This window comes from Frankia sp. CeTa3Moorea (genome assembly GCF_978021225.1).
In genome coordinates this window covers 1-17396 of the sequence record NZ_CDXDOR010000112.1, presented here as the reverse complement: position 1 = coordinate 17396, position 17396 = coordinate 1, and the positions used below count along the sequence as shown (strand labels likewise).

13 protein-coding genes and 1 pseudogene are annotated in these 17396 nt (G+C 72.7%); 11 read left to right on the top strand and 3 right to left on the bottom strand.

Features of this window, described 5'->3' with window-relative positions:
- Positions 1–156 precede the first annotated feature (156 nt).
- From AC08OV_RS17785 to AC08OV_RS17750, 8 genes are all read left to right on the top strand, one after another.
- The gene (locus tag AC08OV_RS17785) at positions 157–1494 is read left to right on the top strand and encodes a DEAD/DEAH box helicase (RefSeq protein ID WP_476616163.1); all 1338 of its coding nucleotides are present in this window, start codon (positions 157–159) and stop codon (positions 1492–1494) included.
- 338 nt (positions 1495–1832) lie between these two features.
- Entirely contained in the window at positions 1833–2009 is a 177-nt protein-coding gene (locus AC08OV_RS17780) for a hypothetical protein (RefSeq protein ID WP_462187936.1), read from the top strand.
- A gap of 118 nt (positions 2010–2127) precedes the next feature.
- On the top strand, positions 2128–3162 hold the full coding sequence (locus AC08OV_RS17775) for an alpha/beta fold hydrolase (RefSeq protein WP_476619975.1): 1035 nt from the start codon (positions 2128–2130) through the stop codon (positions 3160–3162).
- A gap of 72 nt (positions 3163–3234) precedes the next feature.
- Positions 3235–4812, top strand: coding sequence for a pyridoxal phosphate-dependent decarboxylase family protein (locus AC08OV_RS17770; RefSeq protein ID WP_476613698.1), 1578 nt, complete (start codon positions 3235–3237; stop codon positions 4810–4812).
- A gap of 241 nt (positions 4813–5053) precedes the next feature.
- Complete coding sequence (locus AC08OV_RS17765; protein ID WP_476613697.1) at positions 5054–5290, top strand: PHP domain-containing protein; 237 nt, start codon at positions 5054–5056, stop codon at positions 5288–5290.
- Positions 5229–6008, top strand: coding sequence for a hypothetical protein (locus AC08OV_RS17760; RefSeq protein ID WP_476619974.1), 780 nt, complete (start codon positions 5229–5231; stop codon positions 6006–6008). Before AC08OV_RS17765 ends, AC08OV_RS17760 begins: the two co-directional genes overlap by 62 nt.
- Positions 5917–7635: a helix-hairpin-helix domain-containing protein gene (locus AC08OV_RS17755; protein WP_476619976.1), complete on the top strand. Its 1719-nt coding sequence runs from the start codon at positions 5917–5919 to the stop codon at positions 7633–7635. The genes AC08OV_RS17760 and AC08OV_RS17755 overlap by 92 nt, the downstream gene beginning before the upstream one ends.
- A gap of 27 nt (positions 7636–7662) precedes the next feature.
- Positions 7663–9093, top strand: a complete 1431-nt coding sequence (locus tag AC08OV_RS17750) for a class I SAM-dependent methyltransferase (protein ID WP_476613696.1) — start codon at positions 7663–7665, stop codon at positions 9091–9093.
- A gap of 208 nt (positions 9094–9301) precedes the next feature.
- Here the strand turns inward: AC08OV_RS17750 and AC08OV_RS17745 are convergent.
- The 3 genes and pseudogenes from AC08OV_RS17745 to lat form a co-directional block, all read right to left on the bottom strand.
- A pseudogene (locus tag AC08OV_RS17745) lies at positions 9302–10831 on the bottom strand (MFS transporter); the annotation flags it as partial.
- Positions 10832–11106: 275 nt separating this feature from the next.
- Positions 11107–12810 (bottom strand): aldehyde dehydrogenase family protein, encoded by a 1704-nt coding sequence (locus AC08OV_RS17740; RefSeq protein WP_476613695.1) that lies wholly within the window; start codon positions 12808–12810, stop codon positions 11107–11109.
- Complete coding sequence (gene lat / locus AC08OV_RS17735; RefSeq protein WP_476613694.1) at positions 12807–14306, bottom strand: L-lysine 6-transaminase; 1500 nt, start codon at positions 14304–14306, stop codon at positions 12807–12809. The genes AC08OV_RS17740 and lat overlap by 4 nt, the downstream gene beginning before the upstream one ends.
- Positions 14307–14689: 383 nt before the next feature.
- On the opposite strand from lat, the gene AC08OV_RS17730 reads away from it, so the two are divergent.
- The 3 genes from AC08OV_RS17730 to AC08OV_RS17720 all read left to right on the top strand — a co-directional run.
- A complete protein-coding gene (locus tag AC08OV_RS17730) occupies positions 14690–15412 on the top strand; it encodes a serine/threonine-protein kinase (protein WP_476619973.1) in 723 nt (240 codons plus the stop codon).
- A 7-nt stretch (positions 15413–15419) separates the two neighbouring features.
- Positions 15420–15746: an LppP/LprE family lipoprotein gene (locus AC08OV_RS17725; protein WP_476613692.1), complete on the top strand. Its 327-nt coding sequence runs from the start codon at positions 15420–15422 to the stop codon at positions 15744–15746.
- A gap of 339 nt (positions 15747–16085) precedes the next feature.
- Positions 16086–17396: serine/threonine-protein kinase (locus AC08OV_RS17720; protein ID WP_476619972.1), on the top strand; the 1311-nt coding region annotated here is incomplete at its 3' end.

Genomic DNA, 17396 nt, shown 5'->3' with positions numbered 1-17396 from the left:
GCCCGGGGTGGCGGCCGCGGTGCCGGCGGGCGCGGCCCGCGGTACAGCGGCTCCCGTTCAGGTGGCCCGGCGCGCCCGGCCGGACCGACCATCACCACGCGTGAGCCCCGGCCGCCGGCCGAGTCCTTCGAGGCCGCGGGCCTGCCCCGCCGGCTCATCAAGGCGCTGGCCGACCGGGACATCGCCGCCCCGTTCCCAGTCCAGGCATCGACCCTGCCCGACGTCCTCGCCGGGGAGAACGTCCTCGGCCGGGCCCGGACCGGCTCGGGCAAGACGCTCGCCTTCGGGCTGCCGCTGCTCGCCCGCCTGGCCGGGCAGGGGCCGGCCCAGCCCCGCCGGCCCCGTGCGCTCGTCCTCGTGCCGACCCGCGAGCTGGCCCAGCAGGTCAACGATGCGCTCGAGCCCCTGACCAGGGCGCTCAACCTCCGGCTCGCGCCGGTGTACGGCGGGACGTCCATCAGCCGGCAGATCTCCGCGCTACGCCGCGGTGTGCACCTGGTTGTCGCCACCCCGGGCCGGCTCACCGATCTGGTGGAGCGCGGCGCGTGCGTGCTGGACGGGATCGAGATCACGGTCCTGGACGAGGCCGACTTCATGTGTGACCTCGGCTTCCTGCCCGCGGTGAAGGCACTGCTCGACGCCACCCCGGCGGGCGGGCAGCGGCTGCTGTTCAGCGCGACGCTCGACCGGGAGGTCGAGGTGCTCGTGCGCGACTACCTGCCCGACCCGGTCCTGGTCGCGGTGGACTCCGAGGTCTCCCAGGTCACCACGCTCGCCCGGCACGCGCTCGAGGCCGTCGACCGGGCCGCGCAGGTCGCCCTGGTGACCGCGCTCGCCGGCGGCTCGGGGCGCACCCTGGTGTTCGTGCGCACCCAGCGTGACGCCGACTGGGTGGCCGAGTCACTGAGCCGGGCCGGGGTGCCGGCCGAGCCGCTGCACGGCGGAATGCCACAGGGGGCGCGGACCCGGGCACTGGCCGGTTTCACCGACGGCTTCTACCGGGTGCTGGTCGCCACCGACGTCGCCGCCCGCGGCATCCACGTTGACGGCATCCGGCTCGTCGTGCACCTCGGCCCGCCGGAGGACGCCAAGACCTACCAGCACCGAGGCGGACGGACCGCCCGAGCCGGCGCCGACGGTGCGGACGTGCTCGTCACCCTGCCCGCCGAACGCGGCAAGGTGCGCGGGCTGCTGCGCACCGTCGGGATCGAGGCGAGGCCGATCCCGACGACCGCCGACGATCCGATCGTGCTCGAGCTCGCCGGGCCGCCCGCGCCCCGGATCAGCAAGGACGAGATCCCGCTAGCCCGCACGGGCGGCGGCCAGGGTGGCGGCAGGGGACCGCGCGGCGGCGGTACGCCTCGCGGCAACGAGCACCGGCCCACCCGGCGAGAGGGTCACCGGTTCGGGCGGCCGGCGACCGGGCACGGCCGCCCGCCGCGCCGGGGCGCCGCTCCCGGAACGGCCCCCACCGCTCCGGCACCGACAGCCTGACCGACAGCCTGGCCGCCGGCTCCGGCGCGCCCCTGCGGGGCCTGACCGGACGTCCCGCCCCGGCCGCGGGCTCCAGCCGACCGGCCCGGTTTCGACCTGGCCGGTCGGCCGGTTGAACGCGCCTGACCAACGACTCGCCCACGCTCTGTGTACGATCTGTGCGCGCTTCACGCACGGTCCGCGCATGCCGTAGCCATCCGACGGCCAATGAAGGGCGCAACGCATTGCCATCGTTCGGATTTGCGATGTGACCAGGATCACTTAGAGACTTTGCGCGCCACGTCCACTCGATACCGTTTTAGGGACAGGTGTCGGTAACGATGGAAGGAGCGTTGCGCATGGAAAAGGACGAGACGACCCACCTGGCCCCGGGGCTTTCCGTACCAGGTCAGCGGGAGACCGGCTCCGGCGTCCTCGACGGCGCGGAGGTCTTCGAGCCGGCCACGGAAACATTCTCGTTCGGGCCCGTCGCAAACCCGAACCGGCTCCGGCTCGGCGCCTCCCGGTCACTGTGACTCCTGGAGGCCGGCCGCCGTCGGGCGGCCGGCCCTGCTGTTTCGCCGCCGGTTTCACCGCCGGCTTCACCGCCGACGGGTATGTCGGCCACGAGGAGCGTCGTCCTACCGTCACAGCATGAGCAGCCGCGATGTGACCGCACCCTCGGTCACCACGTCCCCGGTCACCACGCCCCCGGTTTCGGCGGACCCGTCCGGCCGGGAGAACCACCGGTCGTTCTGGGCCCAGTTGGACGGGCCGGTGCACTACGTCGACTTCGGGGGGCCACCCGACGGCCCGTTGCTGCTGTGCGTGCACGGTCTCGGCGGCTCCCACCTCAACTGGCTCGCCTTCGCCCCGCTGCTCACCCCGGTCTGCCGGGTGCTCGCGGTCGACCTGGCCGGGCACGGCCGGACGCCGCCCGCCGGGCGCCGCACCGACGTCGCGGCCAACCGGGCACTGCTCGACCGTTTCCTCAGCGAGATCGTCCGGGAGGCACCCGTCCTCGTCGGCAGCTCGATGGGAGGCATGATCAGTGTGATGCAGGCCAGTCGGCGGCCGGAGTCCGTCGCGGGCCTGGTGCTACTCGGCCCGGCACTGCCCCGGCCGCGAGGCGTGCGCCTGGATCCCGAGATCACCCGCATCTTCGCCGGTCTGCTGGTCCCCCGCCTCGGCGCGGCGGTCCTCGCGTACCGCCGCGGCCGCTACACCCCCCGCCAGCTCGTTGACGAGAACCTGCGGCGGCTCTGCGCCGACCCCGGCCGCATCCCGCCGACGGCGATCGCGGCTATGGTGCGCGCGCAGAGCGAGCGCGGCGGGATCCCCGGCGCGGACCAGGCGTACGTGGGGGCGGCGCGCTCGGTCGTCTGGTCGCTGGTGCGCCCGGCCTCGCTCGCGCGCATGGTCCGCACCGTCCGGCAACCGACGATGCTCGTCCATGGCTCCGCCGACCGGCTGATCCCGGTGGGCGTGGCACGCCACGTCGCCGCGGAACGCCCGGACTGGCGGGTGGAGATCCTCGACGGGTTCGGCCACCTGCCGATGCTCGAGGCGACGGAGCTCACCGCCGAGCTGGTGCTGGACTGGCTGGGCCGGGAGGGCCGGGAGGGCCGGGAGGGCCGAACGGCGGCGGCGCACGCCCGGCCGCCGGCGGTGGCGGTGGCGGCCGACTGACGCCGCCGGGCATCGGGCCCGCTTCGGACCCGCTGGCGAACGATCATCCATCCCGGACGAGGAGATCCACCGATGCGAGGCACGCCGCCCGTCGACGCGCTCCGCGCGGCACTGTGCGCCGCCGCCGGGCATGCCGACGCCTACCTGGCGGGTCTGGCCGATCGTCGGGTCGGCCCCAGCCTGACCGCCGAGCACGTCCGCCACCGGCTCGGCGACACGCTGCCGGCGGGCCCGAGCGACCCGGTGGCGGTCATCGACGCGCTGGTCGACGCGGTAGCCGGCGGCCTCACTTCGACCGGCTCGGGCCGCTTCTTCGGCTACGTCATCGGCGGGACCCTGCCGGCGGCGCTCGCCGCCGACCTGCTCACCGTCGTGTGGGACCAGAACGCTGCCCTGGCCTCCCTCTCCCCGGCCGCCAGCGCCGTCGAGGCGCTGACCGGCCGCTGGATCGCGCAGCTACTCGGCCTGCCGCCGGGGGTGTCCGTCGGGTTCACCACCGGCACTCAGATGGCGCACGTGACCGCCCTGGCGGCCGCGCGGCACCGGGTGCTGGCGCGGGCCGGCTGGGATGTCGAGACGGATGGTCTCGCCGGGGCACCGCCCGTGCGGGTCCTGGTCGGCGCCGCCCGGCACGCCACTGTCGACGCCGCGTTGCGCCTGCTCGGATTCGGCACCCGCGCGACGATCACCGTCGAGGCCGACGCGCTCGGGCGGATGCGCCCCGAGGCGCTGCGGGCGGCTCTTGCCCGCGGGAGCGGCGGGAGCGGGCCGACGATCGTGATCGCCCAGGCGGGGGAGGTCAACACCGGCGGGTTCGACCCCTTCGAGGAGGTGTGCGCGCTGGCCCGTGAACACGGCGCCTGGGTGCACGTGGACGGTGCGTTCGGGCTGTGGGCTGCGGTGTCGGCGGCGGCGTCCCGGCGCGCCCTCGTCGCCGGGGTCGAGCGGGCCGACTCGTGGGCGACCGACGGCCACAAGTGGCTCAACGTCCCGTACGACTGCGGGATCGCCCTCGTCGCGGACCGCGAGGCGCACCGGCGGTCGATGTCGGCCTCGGCGGACTACTTCGTCCTCGACTCCGCCGGCCGGCTCGACCCGGTCGACTGGACACCGGAGTTCAGCCGCCGGGCGCGGGCCTTCGCCGTGTACGCGGCGCTGCGCTCGCTCGGCCGGGCGGGGCTGCGCGACCTGGTGGACCGGTGCTGCGAGTATGCCAACCGCTTCGCCGTGCGGCTCGCCGCTCTTCCCGGGGTGACAATCCTGAACGCGGTGGCCGGCCCAGCCGGGTCAACCGGGTCAGCCGGGTCAGCCGGCCCGGGTGGATCGGGCCGCGTCGTGGAGCTCAACCAGGTGCTGGTCCGGGTGGTGGCAGACCCGGAGGGCGACCGGACGGCGGCCGGGCGGGCGGCGGGCGACCGGCTGACGGCGGCGGTCACGGCCGCGGTGACGGCGAGCGGCGAGGCGTTCGTGAGCGGCACGGTGTGGCGGGGCCGCACAGCGATGCGCATCTCGGTAAGCAACTGGTCGACCTCGGACAGCGAGGTGGAGCAGGCGATCGCGGTGATCGGGGCCGCCGTCGCCGAGGCGCGGGGGACGACCGCGGCGGCGCCGGGCGGCGGCGGTACGCACCGCGGCGGTATCGCTTCGTAGTACCCGGCGGACACGACGGCGGAGGTGTCCGGACCGCGCGCGGGCCGCTAGGCTGCCGGATGAACGCCTTGTCCATCCGGCCGGCCCCCCATGATGATCATTTCCCGGCGCGCCCGCACCGGCGGGCGCCCGTTTCCACGGTCGGTGACCGGTCCGCAGCTTCGACCGGCATGCCCAGCGCGCGGGAAGATCTGACGTATCCAACTCTTTCGTCCACCTTCACGTTCACACCGAGTACTCGATGCTGGACGGGGCGGCTCGGCTGAAGGGCATGTTCAAAGAGGTCTCCCGCCAGCAGATGCCGGCGGTCGCAATCACCGATCACGGCTACATGTACGGCGCCTACGACTTCCACCAGCAGGCGACGGCGGCCGGCGTCAAACCCATCATCGGCTGCGAGGCGTACGTCGCGGCTGATGGCCACGACCGGCTGCCCGTCCGGGATCGTGCAGACCCGGCTGCGGCTGGGCCACTATGACGCCGCTCTGCAGGCCGCCGCGACCTACCAGGAGATCTTCGGCCGGGAGAACTACTTCTGCGAGATCATGGACCACGGCCTCGACATCGAGCGCCGGGTCCGCGACGGCCTGGTGGGCATCGTCCGCACGCTCGGCATGCGGTTCGTCGTCACCAACGACTCGCACTACACCTACGAGGCCGAACGGGACGCCCACGCCGCGCTGCTCCGTGTACAGACGGCGTCGACGGTGGCCAATCCCTCCTTCCAGTTCGAGGGGTCGGGCTACTACCTCAAGAGCGCCGAGGAGATGTACGGGATCGACACCTCCGACATCTGGCGCGAGGGCTGCGATACCACCCTGCTGATCGCCGAGCGGGTCGACCCCACCGGCATGTTCGCCAAGCACAACCTGATGCCGCGCTTCCCGGTGCCGGCCGGCGAGACCGAGGAGAGCTGGTTTCGCAAGGAAACCTGGGCCGGTATGGCCCGCCGGTTCCCGGACGGCTACGACGACACCCACCGCGAACGCGTCGAGTACGAGATCGGGATCATCCTGCAGATGGGTTTCCCGTCGTACTTCCTGGTGGTCGCCGACTTCATCGTGTGGGCGAAGAGCCAGGGCATCCCGGTGGGGCGAGGACCGCATAGCGCAGATCGTCATCTACGGCACGATCAAGGCCAAGGCCGCGATCAAGGACTCCTCGCGGGTGCTCGGCTACCCGTACGCGATGGGTGACCGCATCACCAAGGCGATGCCGCCCGCCGTGATGGGCAAGGACATCCCACTGGCCGGGATCTTCGACCCCCAGCACCCCCGGTACAGCGAGGCCGGGGAGATCCGCGGGCTCTACGAGTCCGACGCCGACATCCTGGACACGACCTACGGCCTGATCGTGTACCAGGAGCAGGTCATGGCCATCGCCCAGCGGGTCGCCGGCTATTCTCTCGTCGGCGCGGACCTGCTGCGCCGGGCAATGGGCAAGAAGAAGAAGGAGATCCTCGACAAGGAGTTCGTGCCGTTCTCCGAGGGAATGCGGAACAACGGCTACTCCGACGCGGCGATCAAGACCCTGTGGGACATTCTCGTCCCGTTCTCCGACTACGCCTTCAACAAGGCGCACACCGCCGGGTACGGCCTGGTCTCCTACTGGACGGGGTACCTCAAGGCGAACTACCCGGCCGAGTACATGGCGGCGCTGCTCACCTCCGTCCGCGACGACAAGGACAAGAGCGCGATCTGTCTGAACGAATGCCGCCGGATGCGGATCCGCGTGCTCCCGCCGGACGTGAACACCTCGAACACCGACTACAGCGCACACGGCGAAGCCGAGATCCGGGTGGGCCTCGCCGCCATCCGCAACGTCGGGATGAACGTGGTCGAGTCGATCGTGCGCACCCGCCGGGCCAAGGGGCGGTTCGTCTCCTTCCCGGGCTTCCTGGACAAGGTCGACGCGGTCATGGGGGTGAAGAAGAACGCCGAGGGGCAGTTCGACCTGTTCGCCTTCGACGCCGAGGACGAGCCGGGCGCGGCGCCCGTGTTCGGCATGCAGGAGTTCTCCGACCAGGAGTGGGACAAGGCGGTCAAGCTGTCCCACGAGCAGGAGATGCTCGGCCTCTACGTCTCCGACCACCCGCTGCGCGACGTCGAGCACATCCTCGCGGCGAAGGCGGACTGCGGCATCGCGTCCCTGACCGGCGGGGAGTACCCCGATGGTGCCACCGTGACCATCGGCGGAATCATCTCCAGCCTGCAGCGCAAGGTCACCAAGCAGGGCAAGGTGTGGGCGCTGACCAGCATCGAGGACCTCGAGGGCGGGCTGGAGGTCATGTTCTTCCCGCAGACCTACGAGACCTGCTCCACTCAGCTCGCCGAGGACGCCGTGGTCATCGTCAAGGGCCGCCTCGACAAGCGGGAGGACACCCCGCGGCTGATCGCCTCCGACCTCACGGTCCCCGACCTGTCCGACGCCGCCCTGAGCCCACCAGTAGTGATCATCATACTGGCGTCCCGGGTGAACCCGCCGACGGTGGAGCGGCTGCGGGAGGTTCTCGGTACCCATCCCGGGACGACGGAGGTGCACCTGCGGCTGCAGACCGCGAGCCGCACCACCGTGTTCCGGCTCGACGACCGTGTTCCGGCTCGACGACGCGTACAAGGTCCAGCGCACTCCGGCCCTCATGGGCGACCTCAAGGCCCTGCTCGGCGCCTCCGCCGTGGCCTGAGCGGCGCGGGACGGACCGGAGTATCCCTGTTACCGGGGATCCTGTTACCGGGGATCCTGTTACCGGGGATCCCCGGTAACAGGGATACGGACATGCAACACCCGACACCGTTGCGGCAGCGGGTTTCCGGGGGACGATGAGCCCAGGTAACAACCGGAGGATGCGCCGTGACGATCAGTCGAGAGCCGGCGGAGCACGACCCTGCCGAAGCAACCATTCCGCACCGGGAGCCGCGGTGGTCACCGAACGTGGCGCGGGCGACGCGCATCCTGCTCGAGAGCCTGATCGGGGACGACCCGCCGGTACGGATCACCCTGTGGGACGGCTCGGTGCTGGGACCGGACACCACCACCCGGATCCTGGTCCGCTCGCCGGAGGCGCTACGCCGCGTCCTGTTCCGCCCGGGTGAGCTGGGCTTCGCGCGGGCCTTCGTCGCCGGGGAGATCGACGTCGAGGGGGACGTCTTCGCCGCCCTCGCGGTGCGCCGGGGCATCGCCGGGGCCGGCTCGCGGCTGACCGGCGCAACCGCCCGCGCCGCCGCGACCCTGCTGCGCGAACTCGGCCCGCGCCCGCCGGCCCCGCCGCCCGAGGAGACCCGGCTGCGCGGCCGGCAGCACACCCGGGACCGGGACGCGGCGGCGATATCCCACCACTACGACGTGTCCAATGCGTTCTACCGCCTCGTCCTCGGCCCAACGATGACCTATTCCTGCGGGGTGTGGGAATCGGCGCAGGTCGGCCTGGACGCCGCCCAGAACGCCAAGCACGAGCTGGTCTGCCGCAAGCTGGGCCTGCGTCCCGGCGAGCGGCTGCTGGACATCGGCTGCGGCTGGGGCAGCATGCTGATCCACGCCGCCCGCCATCACGGGGTCCGCGGCGTGGGGGTGACCATCTCGGTGGAACAGGCCGCGCAGGCCCGCCGCCTCGTCGCCGAGGCGGGCCTCGCCGACGTCATCGAGATCCGCCTGCAGGACTACCGGGAAATCCCGGACGGCCCCTTCGACGCGATCAGTTCCATCGGCATGGTGGAGCACGTCGGCCGGGCGATGCTCCCGACCTACTTCGACCAGCTGTACCGGCTGCTGCGCCCGGGGGGGCGCCTGCTCAACCACGGCATCTCGTTCCCCGGCGACCCCGCGGGGGCCCGCCGGGCCCGGCCCGGCCTCGGCCCGGTCCCGTTGCCGAGGGGACGCGACTTCCTCCAGCGCTATGTCTTCCCGGATGGGGAACTACACGAGATCGGGGTCATGGTCTCCCTGATGCAGGCGGCCGGCTTCGAGGCGCGCCACGTCGAGTCCCTGCGCGAGCACTATGCGCTGACCCTGCGGGCCTGGGTACGCCTGCTGGAGAAGAACTGGCCGGCCGCGGTCGGCATGGTCGGGGCGGGTCGGGCCCGCGTCTGGCGGCTCTATATGGCCGGATCGGCGCTGAGCTTCGAGAGCGGGCGAACCCAGATCCACCAGACCCTCGCGGTCCGGCCGGACGCCGGCGCCGCCGGCATGCCCCTGCGGCCCCGCTTCGAGTCGCCCGCGACAGCACCGACGCCCACGACAGCACTGAGCCAGCCGACAGCCCTGAGCCAGCCGACGGCCGGCTGACCCAGCTATGCCCCGGGAACGGCGCCTACGACCCAGGAGCGGCGGAGTCCGCCACCGTGCGGTCGGACCCTTCGGTGCCGATGCTCTCGGCCCGCTCGGCGACCGCGTTCCCGGCCGTCGACGACCCAGCCGTCGACGACCCAGCCGTTGACGACCCAGCCGTTGACGACCCAGACGTTGACGACCCAGCCGTCGACGGCGCACCGTCCCGGCGCAGCACCATCACGACGGCGACGGCCGTGGCCGCCATGACCGCCATAGCAATCATGGCGGTCACCGACATCGCGTCGACGTAGCATTCCTGTGCGACCCGCAGCAGCATGTCGCCGAGGCCACCGGGGCGGAGGCCGCCGGGAAGCCGGTGGGCGACCTCCACCGCACCGCCGAGGGTCTCCCGCGCCGCGTCGACCGCAATCGTGGGCAGGCCGGACGGTGCCCGCGCCGGCACCTCGTTCCGGTAGACGGCGGTGGCGATGCTGCCGAGAACGGCGACCCCGAGCGCGCCCCCGAACTCGATGGCCGACTCGGACAGGGCGGAGGCCGAACCCGCCCGTTCGGGTGGGGCGTTGCCGAGCACGACGTCGGTGCAGATCGTGAGGACGACACCGACCCCGCTGATTAGCACGGCATAGGCGCCGAGCAGCACCGGCAGACCCCCGGAGACGCCGAGCCGACTGGCGATGCCGAATCCCAGCGCGGTGACGACCAGCCCCACGCCGAGCGCACCGCCCAGCCGCAGCAGCCGCAGCAGCCGGGGTGCGGCCAGCACAGAAATGATCATCGCGGTCGCCGGCAGCATCGTCCACAGCCCGGCGACCAGCGGGGTCAGGCCCGCCACGAGCTGCAGGTACTGAGTGGCGAAGAAACTGAACCCGACGAGGGCGAACAGGGCGAGGGCGTTGACGGCCAACGCCGTGCGCACGGCGCGGGACGCGAACAGCCGCGGGTCGATCAGCGGTTGGTCGACCCGGCGCTGCCGGGCCACGAGGAGGCCACCCAGGACCACACCGACGACGAAGGCGGTCATCGGAACGGCGGTCCAGCCGTGTTCGGCGATGCGCTTCATGCCGTAGACCGCGCTGAGGACGGCGGCGAGGGAGAGCCCGGCGCTGGTCAGGTCGAAGCGGCCGGGACGCGGATCCCGGAACTCGGGCAGGAACGCGAGACCCAGCACCAGCAGCAGGAGCATCACCGGCACATTGATCAGGAAGACGGCGCCCCACCAGAAGTGCTCCAGCATGAATCCGCCGAGCAGCGGTCCCAGCGCAACACCGCCGGAGAAGCTCGCCGTCCAGATGGCGACGGCGACGCGCCGCTGGTCCGGGTCGACGAACAGGACCCGGATGAGCCCGAGGGTCGACGGCATCAGGGTGGCACCGGCGGCGCCCATCGCCGCCCGGGCGAGGATCAGCATGACCGGGCCGGTGGCGTAGGCGGCGAGTACCGACGCGGTTCCGAACACGGCCGCGCCGTAGAGCAGGAGCCGGCGACGCCCGATCCGGTCGCCGACCGTCCCCATCGTGATCAACAGGCCGGCAAGCACGAAGGAGTAGATGTCGACGATCCAGAGCAGTTGGGCGCTGCTCGGGGCGAGGTGCGCGGTGATGAACGGCAGGGCGAAGTACAGCACGGTCACGTCGATCGACAGCAGCAGGCAGGGCAGAGCGAGCACGGCGAGACCGGCCCATTCCCGGCGGCCGGCCCGTCGTGTGCCGGGGGTCGGCCGCATCCCGGGCATCGGTTGCGTCACCAGGTCTGGCATGCGCCGACTATGGCGCGGACCGGCGCCGGGCGCCGGGGCCCAGTCCTGGATGCGGCGAGATGCGGCAGCACACTGGGGCGGCGGAACCTCCGGACGCCCCGATCCGCCGTGACCGGCCGCGTTGTCCCGCGTCGTCGAGAAAAACGCCATCGGGTCCGTGAGGCGAGGCGACATGGCAGCACGGCAGCACGGCAGCACGGCAGCACGGCGACACGGCGACACGGCGACATGGCACCCGTCTCAGCCGGAGCTCACGGGTCCGACAGGCGGAAGGATAGGTCGGCCGGGGGCACGGCCGTGTCGAGCTGGGCCTTCTGCAACCTGCCGGAGTAGTCCCAGTTCATCGACTGCCATCGGGTGACCTGGTCGAGGACCCAGCGACCGGACTGGCGGCTTCCGTTGCCAGACCGCCCGTTGCCGCCGAAGGGCAGGTGGGCCTCCGCGCCCGACGTCGAGGAGTTGATACTGACCATCCCGGCCCGCACCCCACGCCGGAACCGGAACGCGCTCGCCGCATCGCCGGTGTAGATCGACGACGACAGCCCGTAGCCGGGCAGGTTCGCCAGGTCGATGGCCTCGTCGAGGCTGCGGTAGGTGGTAACGCCGATGATCGGGCCGAACGTCTCCTCGCGGAACACCTCGTCGTCCGGGCGCACGCCGTCGAGCACCACCGGGTGGTAGTACAACCCGGAGTCGGGATCGCCGACGAAGCCGCGGCGCGGTCCGCCCGGCCACCTTCCCGGCACCGCCGGCACCGCCGGCACCGCCGGCACCGCCTGCGCCAACGAGCCGGCCGACGTCCCGAAACCGGCCGACGTGATCCGTCCCACCGCGGTGGACCCGAAGATCCGGTGATGGTCCCGGATCAGGTCGAGATGGTCGGCGAACCCGGCCGCGAACCTGGCGTCGAGCAGCGGCCCGTACAGCACGTCCCGGGTCGGGTCGCCGACGACCGCCGCGGACACGGCGGCGTCGAGCCGACGCACGAACTCGGCGTGCACCGACTCGTGCACGATCGCCGTGCCCAGCGAGGTGCACCGCTGCCCGGCGGTGCCGAACCCGGCGAACACCGCCGCTTCGACGGCGGCATCCAGGTCGGCGTCGGGCGCGACGACCATCGGGTTCTTCCCGCCGAGCTCCAGGCACGGCGACTGCAGGTACCGGCCGCACAGGGCGCCGATGAACCGGCCGACCTCGGTGGATCCGGTGAAACCGACCTTGTCGACGACGCCGGCCGCCAGCGCCCGCTCCAGCCCGAGCGACGTCGCCGCGCCGTCGGCGGGCACGAGGTTCACCGCGCCGGCGGGAACCCCGGCGGCGGCCATCAGCTCGACCAGGGCCTGCGCGCAGGCCGCCGCGTACTCGGCCGGCTTCCAGACCACGGTGTCGCCGGCGAGCAGGGCCGGCACGATGTACCAGGACGGCACCGCCACCGGGAAGTTCCCCGCGGTGATCACCATCATCACCCCGACCGGCTCCCGGAAGGTGAACAGCTGCTTGTCCGGCATCTCGGAGGGAACGGTCTCGCCGTAAAGCCGGCGTCCCTCGCCGCGGAAGAACTCGCAGGTGTCGATGATCTCCTGGACCTCGCCGCGAGCCTCGGCCGCCGGTTTGCCGATCTCCCGGGTGACGAGCCGGGCGAGCGCGGCAGCGTTGTCCGCGACGAGCCGGCCGAGATTGCCGATCACGCTTCCCCGGACCGGGGCCGGCACGTCTGCCCAGGTGCACTGGGCGTCACGGGCCGCCACCGCGGCGGCGAGGATCGTCTCCGGGCCGGCCAGCTCGACCTCGGCGACCACGTCGTCGAGCCGGGCCGGGTTGGTCGAGGGCACCGTCCGGACCGGGGTGAGCTCCGCTTCGGCCGCGCCGGGCGGCGCGCACCCGTCCTGCGGACGTCCGGCCTGCGGGCGTCCGGCAATAAGCGCACCAACCCGCCGTGGCCGTACCAGCGTCATGACGATCCCCCATCCGGTCCGCCGGGTCCATCCGGCCTATCTAATCCGCCCGGCCCATCCAATCCGCCCGGCCCATCCAATCCACCCGGCAGCCCGTCGAGGACCCGGCCGAGGGCCGCGATCCCGGCGGCGAGCTGCTCGGCGCTCACCGTCAGCGCCGGTCGGAACCGGATGGCCCGTTCCCCGGCGGGCAGCGCGAGGACTCCCTCGCGCACCCGCAGCCGCCGCAGCACCTCGTCCCGGACGGCGCTGCCCGGCAGGTCCACCGCGCAGAGCAGACCGCGCCCACGGGGATTGCACAGCAGCCGGGGGTGGCGGGCCGCGAGCTCCGTCAGCCCGGCGAGCATGCCCACGCCGAGCTCGCCGGCCCGGGCCATGAGCCCCCGCGCCTCGATGATCTCCAGGATGCGGGTGGCGCGGACCATGTCCACCAGGCCACCACCCCAGGTGGAGTTGATCCGCCCGGGCACGCGGAAGACGTTGTCGGCGACCTCGTCGACCCGCCGGCCGGCCATCACCCCGCCGAGCTGGACCTTCTTGCCGAACGCGACGACGTCCGGGCGCAGGCCGAGCTGCTGGTAGGCCCACGCCGAGCCGGTGGCGCCGACACCGGTCTGCACCTCGTCGAGCACGAACAGCGCGTCGTGGCGCCGGCAGAGCTCGGCCATCGCGGCCAAGAACTCGGCCCGCAGGTGGTTGTCCCCGCCCTCGCTCTGGACCGGTTCGGCCAGGAAGCAGGCGATGTCGTGGGGATGGGCGGCGAAGGCGGCCTCGGCCTGGCCGAGCGCGACACGTTCCGCGGCGATCACCGCGTCGAGTGCCGGCCCCACGCAGGGAAACACCATCGCCGGGCAGTCAATGCGCGGCCAGTCGAAGACGGGGAAACGCTCGGTCTTGACCGGATCGGTGTTCGTGACCGAGAGGGTGTAGCCGCTGCGTCCGTGGAAGGCGTTCCGCAGGTGCAGAACCCGACGGCCGAGCGCCGCGGGACGGCCGTGTGCCGCGTTGTGCCGGCTCTTCCAGTCGAAGGCGCACTTGAGCGCGTTCTCCACCGCCAGGGCCCCGCCCTCGACGAAGAACAGATGCGGCAACTGAGGATCGCCGAGGACTCGGGCGAAGGTCCGCACGAACTCGGCGTAAGCGACGGTGGCGACGTCCGGATTCGCCGGTTTGTTGACCGCCACCCGACCCAGCCGAGCGACGAAGCCCGCGTCGTCGACGAGGCCCGGCGGGTTGATCCCGAGCGGCGCAGACGCGAAGAAGCTGTAGAGGTCGAGGTAGCGCCGCCCATCACGGGCGTCGACAAGCACGCTGCCACGGCTCATCGCTAGGTCGCAGACGAGGTCGAAGCCGTCGACGAGGACGTGGCGACCGAGCGTGCTCAGCACTGCGTCCGCCGACAGCCCCTCCGCCGGCAACCCCTCCGCCGGCCGGGCACCGGATGCAGACACCTGGGCTGGCTGCAGGGGCTGGGCTGGCTGCAAGGGGACGACCATCCCGCTCTCCTCCCCCCGGACCACTTCCATCCGGATCCCGTCGCCACCCCACGAGCCGTCTCGGCGATGTCGATCTTCTTACGAAGATATCTTTGCAATATTACGATACAACCTCTAATTCTTTCGTTCTATACCGAGTATGGGCCAAATCTTCTCGCGAAGGTCGTCAGGGCGTAACGGCGGCGCGTCGACCACACCGCACACATCAGGTAACGGATCCTTGACACAAAGCGAAGACGACGCCGTCAGATAAGTGCAGGGGACCGCACGGGAGACAATCGGCGCATCTCCACCCCGCACCGTCGCGAGGTGCGCCGGAACCGCCGGGCCACCCGACACCCGGGCCGCCCACGACACCCGACGACGGAGAGAAGGCAAGCGGCGTGCTGACGCCCCTGACCACGGACGACCCCCGGCGCATCGGCCCTTACCGGCTGGCGAACCGCATCGGCGCGGGTGGGATGGGCGTCGTTTACCTCGGCTTCGACACCGGCGGCAAGCCGGCGGCCGTGAAGGTGCCGTCGGCCGGACTCGCCGACGATCCCGAGTTCCGGTCCCGTTTCCGGCACGAGGTCGACGCGGCCCGCCGAGTCAGGGGCAGCGCCGTCGCCGCCGTGCTCGACGCCGACCTGACCGGGCAACGGCCGTGGATGGCCACGGAGTACGTCGAGGGCAGGAACCTGGCGGACGCGGTCGCCACCCGCGGCCGGCTCGACGATCGACTGGTCCAGGGACTCGCCGTCGGCCTGGCCGACGCCCTGGTCGCGATCCATGCCGCCGGGGTGGTGCACCGCGACCTCAAACCGGCGAACATCCTGCTCACCTGGGACGGCCCGAAGGTCATCGACTTCGGCATCGCCCGCGCCGGGGACAACACGAGCCACACCCGGACGGGCATGCTGATCGGCACCCTGGTCTGGATGGCGCCCGAGCAGCTGCGCGGCGAGCGGGCCCGCATCGGCGCGGGCGCAGGCGTCGGCGTCAGCGAGCCCGACGCCGGTGGCGACCACGGCGGCGAGCCCGACGGCGATCACGGCGACCACGGCGACCACGGCGACGCTGTCCGCCGCCGACGCCGCCGCCACGGTGCGCCGGAAGGGCTATGAGCCGGACATGAGCACCTACGCGGCCGACCGGCGGCTGAACGTCGTGATCGGCACCGGCCAGCCGGCCGGGGACACCCCCCGGCAGCTCGCCTTCGTCTTCGCCGACGGTGAGTACCGTGGCACGGACACGAAGGCACCCAGCGCGCACATCACCCTCCAGCGCCAACGCAACGATCATGAGGTCGTGCTGCGCTATGCCACCTACGACCCGCGGGACCCGGTCGATGCCCCATCGGGCCACGCCGACGTCCGCTTCCGCTGGACCGGCACGAACTTCTCCACCCTGGACAAGATTCCGCCGAGCGACCCGAATGTCTCCGGCAGCCGACGGTAGGGCCGCCGTCCGCCGGAGTCCGGGTGGCGGCGGGCGGTGCCGGGTGGCGAACCCGACGCGCCCGCCTCCGCGCCCAGCCGCACATCGCTGCGCTGGAAGCACTACGGTTCAGGGTTAGGGGTCTCGCGGGGCCGTGGACGCCGTGGACGCCGTGGACGCCGTGAACGCCGTGAACCCCACGGACACCGGTGCGGCGCGGGCCGGCGGCCATCGGGCCCCGGCCCGTGCCCACCGCCGACGAAGGAGTGAGCTTTCGGGTGAGCCCCGGCATTCCGAGTCTCACGGCCGGGCGCGCCGCCGGGCGCGGGACCGGGCGCGGCGACCAGAACAGGCGGCACGATGCTGACCCCGCTTGTTGACGACGACCCGCGCCACGTCGGCCCATTCACGATCCACAACCGGATCGGCGCTGGCGGCATGGGCACCGTGTACCTCGGTTTCAACGCCGACGGCCGGGCCGCCGCGGTGAAGGTTCCCGACGCCCGGTTCGCTGACGACCCCGAATTCCGGGAACGGTTCCGCCGCGAGGTGGCCGCCGCCCGCCGGGTGCACGGCCGGGCGGTCGCGGCGGTGCTCGATGCCGATCCCGAGGCCACGTCGCCGTGGCTGGCGACCGAATACGTGGAGGGCACCAGCCTCGCCGACGCGGTGCTGCGCCACGGCCGGCTGGAGGAACGGCTGCTGCACGGCTTCAGCGTGGGACTCGCCGACGCGCTGATCGCCATCCATGCCGCCGGAGTGGTGCACCGCGACCTCAAGCCCTCGAACATCCTGCTGGCCTGGGACGGCCCGAAGGTCATCGACTTCGGCATCGCGCGGGCCTCGGGGATCCCCAGCCACACCCGCACCGGGATTCTCATTGGCACGCTGGCCTGGATGGCGCCCGAGCAGCTGCGCGGGGAACGGGCCGGGCCCCCCGCCGACGTGTTCGCCTGGGGCGCCTGCGTGACGTACGCGGCGACGGGACATCCGCCGTTCGCCTCCGAGCAGTCCGACGTGCTGACCAGGATGCGCGAGGACCGACCACCCGACATCGCCGGCGTGCCGGCGAAACTCGCCCCGCTGGTGCGCGCGGCGCTCGCCCGTCGGCCGGAGGAGCGCCCGAGCGCCGCCGAGCTGGTCCGCCGCCTGGTCTCGGACTCCGCGGTCCGCACCCCGGCCGATGCCGACCGGGCGGCGGCGCTGGCTCTCACCCCCTGGCAGGCCCGCCCGCCGCTGAGCGCGGGGCCCGGCAAGGGCGGCGGCAACGGCGGCAACGGCGGCGGCGCGCCGCTGGACCCCGACCAGCCCGATCAGCCGACCCATCCCCTGGCCAACCGGCCGACGCCACCGCCGGACGACGACCAGTCGTGGCGCACCGTCCCGGTACCCCGCCGGGGCGCGGACGGCTCGGTGCAGGATCCCGCCGACGGCGGCGCAGCCGGCCCGCCGCGACACGCGGCGGACGGCGGGCTGCTCGGCCGGCTCCCGGCATCCTGGCGGCGGCGGGCACCGGGCGCGCGCGGAGCGCTGCCGGTCGTCCTGCTCGCCGGAATCGTCGGGCTCGCCGGGCTCGCCGGGCTCGCCGCCGTGCTCATCGGGGCCGGCGGCTCCGATCCTCAGGTGCAACCGGCCGCCCCCGCCCCGTCGTTCGGCCGGGCGGTCCCCAGC

Bases quoted from the DNA above. Each gene is read 5' to 3' on its own strand.
- AC08OV_RS17740 (WP_476613695.1), bottom strand. From the start codon at position 12,810: ATGACGCTGGTACGGCCACGGCGGGTTGGTGCGCTTATTGCCGGACGC.
- AC08OV_RS17765 (WP_476613697.1), top strand. From the start codon at position 5,054: ATGCTGGACGGGGCGGCTCGGCTGAAGGGCATGTTCAAAGAGGTCTCC.
- AC08OV_RS17780 (WP_462187936.1), top strand. From the start codon at position 1,833: ATGGAAAAGGACGAGACGACCCACCTGGCCCCGGGGCTTTCCGTACCA.
- AC08OV_RS17770 (WP_476613698.1), top strand. From the start codon at position 3,235: ATGCGAGGCACGCCGCCCGTCGACGCGCTCCGCGCGGCACTGTGCGCC.
- lat (WP_476613694.1), bottom strand. From the start codon at position 14,306: ATGGTCGTCCCCTTGCAGCCAGCCCAGCCCCTGCAGCCAGCCCAGGTG.
- AC08OV_RS17760 (WP_476619974.1), top strand. From the start codon at position 5,229: ATGGCCACGACCGGCTGCCCGTCCGGGATCGTGCAGACCCGGCTGCGG.
- AC08OV_RS17775 (WP_476619975.1), top strand. From the start codon at position 2,128: ATGAGCAGCCGCGATGTGACCGCACCCTCGGTCACCACGTCCCCGGTC.
- AC08OV_RS17725 (WP_476613692.1), top strand. From the start codon at position 15,420: ATGAGCACCTACGCGGCCGACCGGCGGCTGAACGTCGTGATCGGCACC.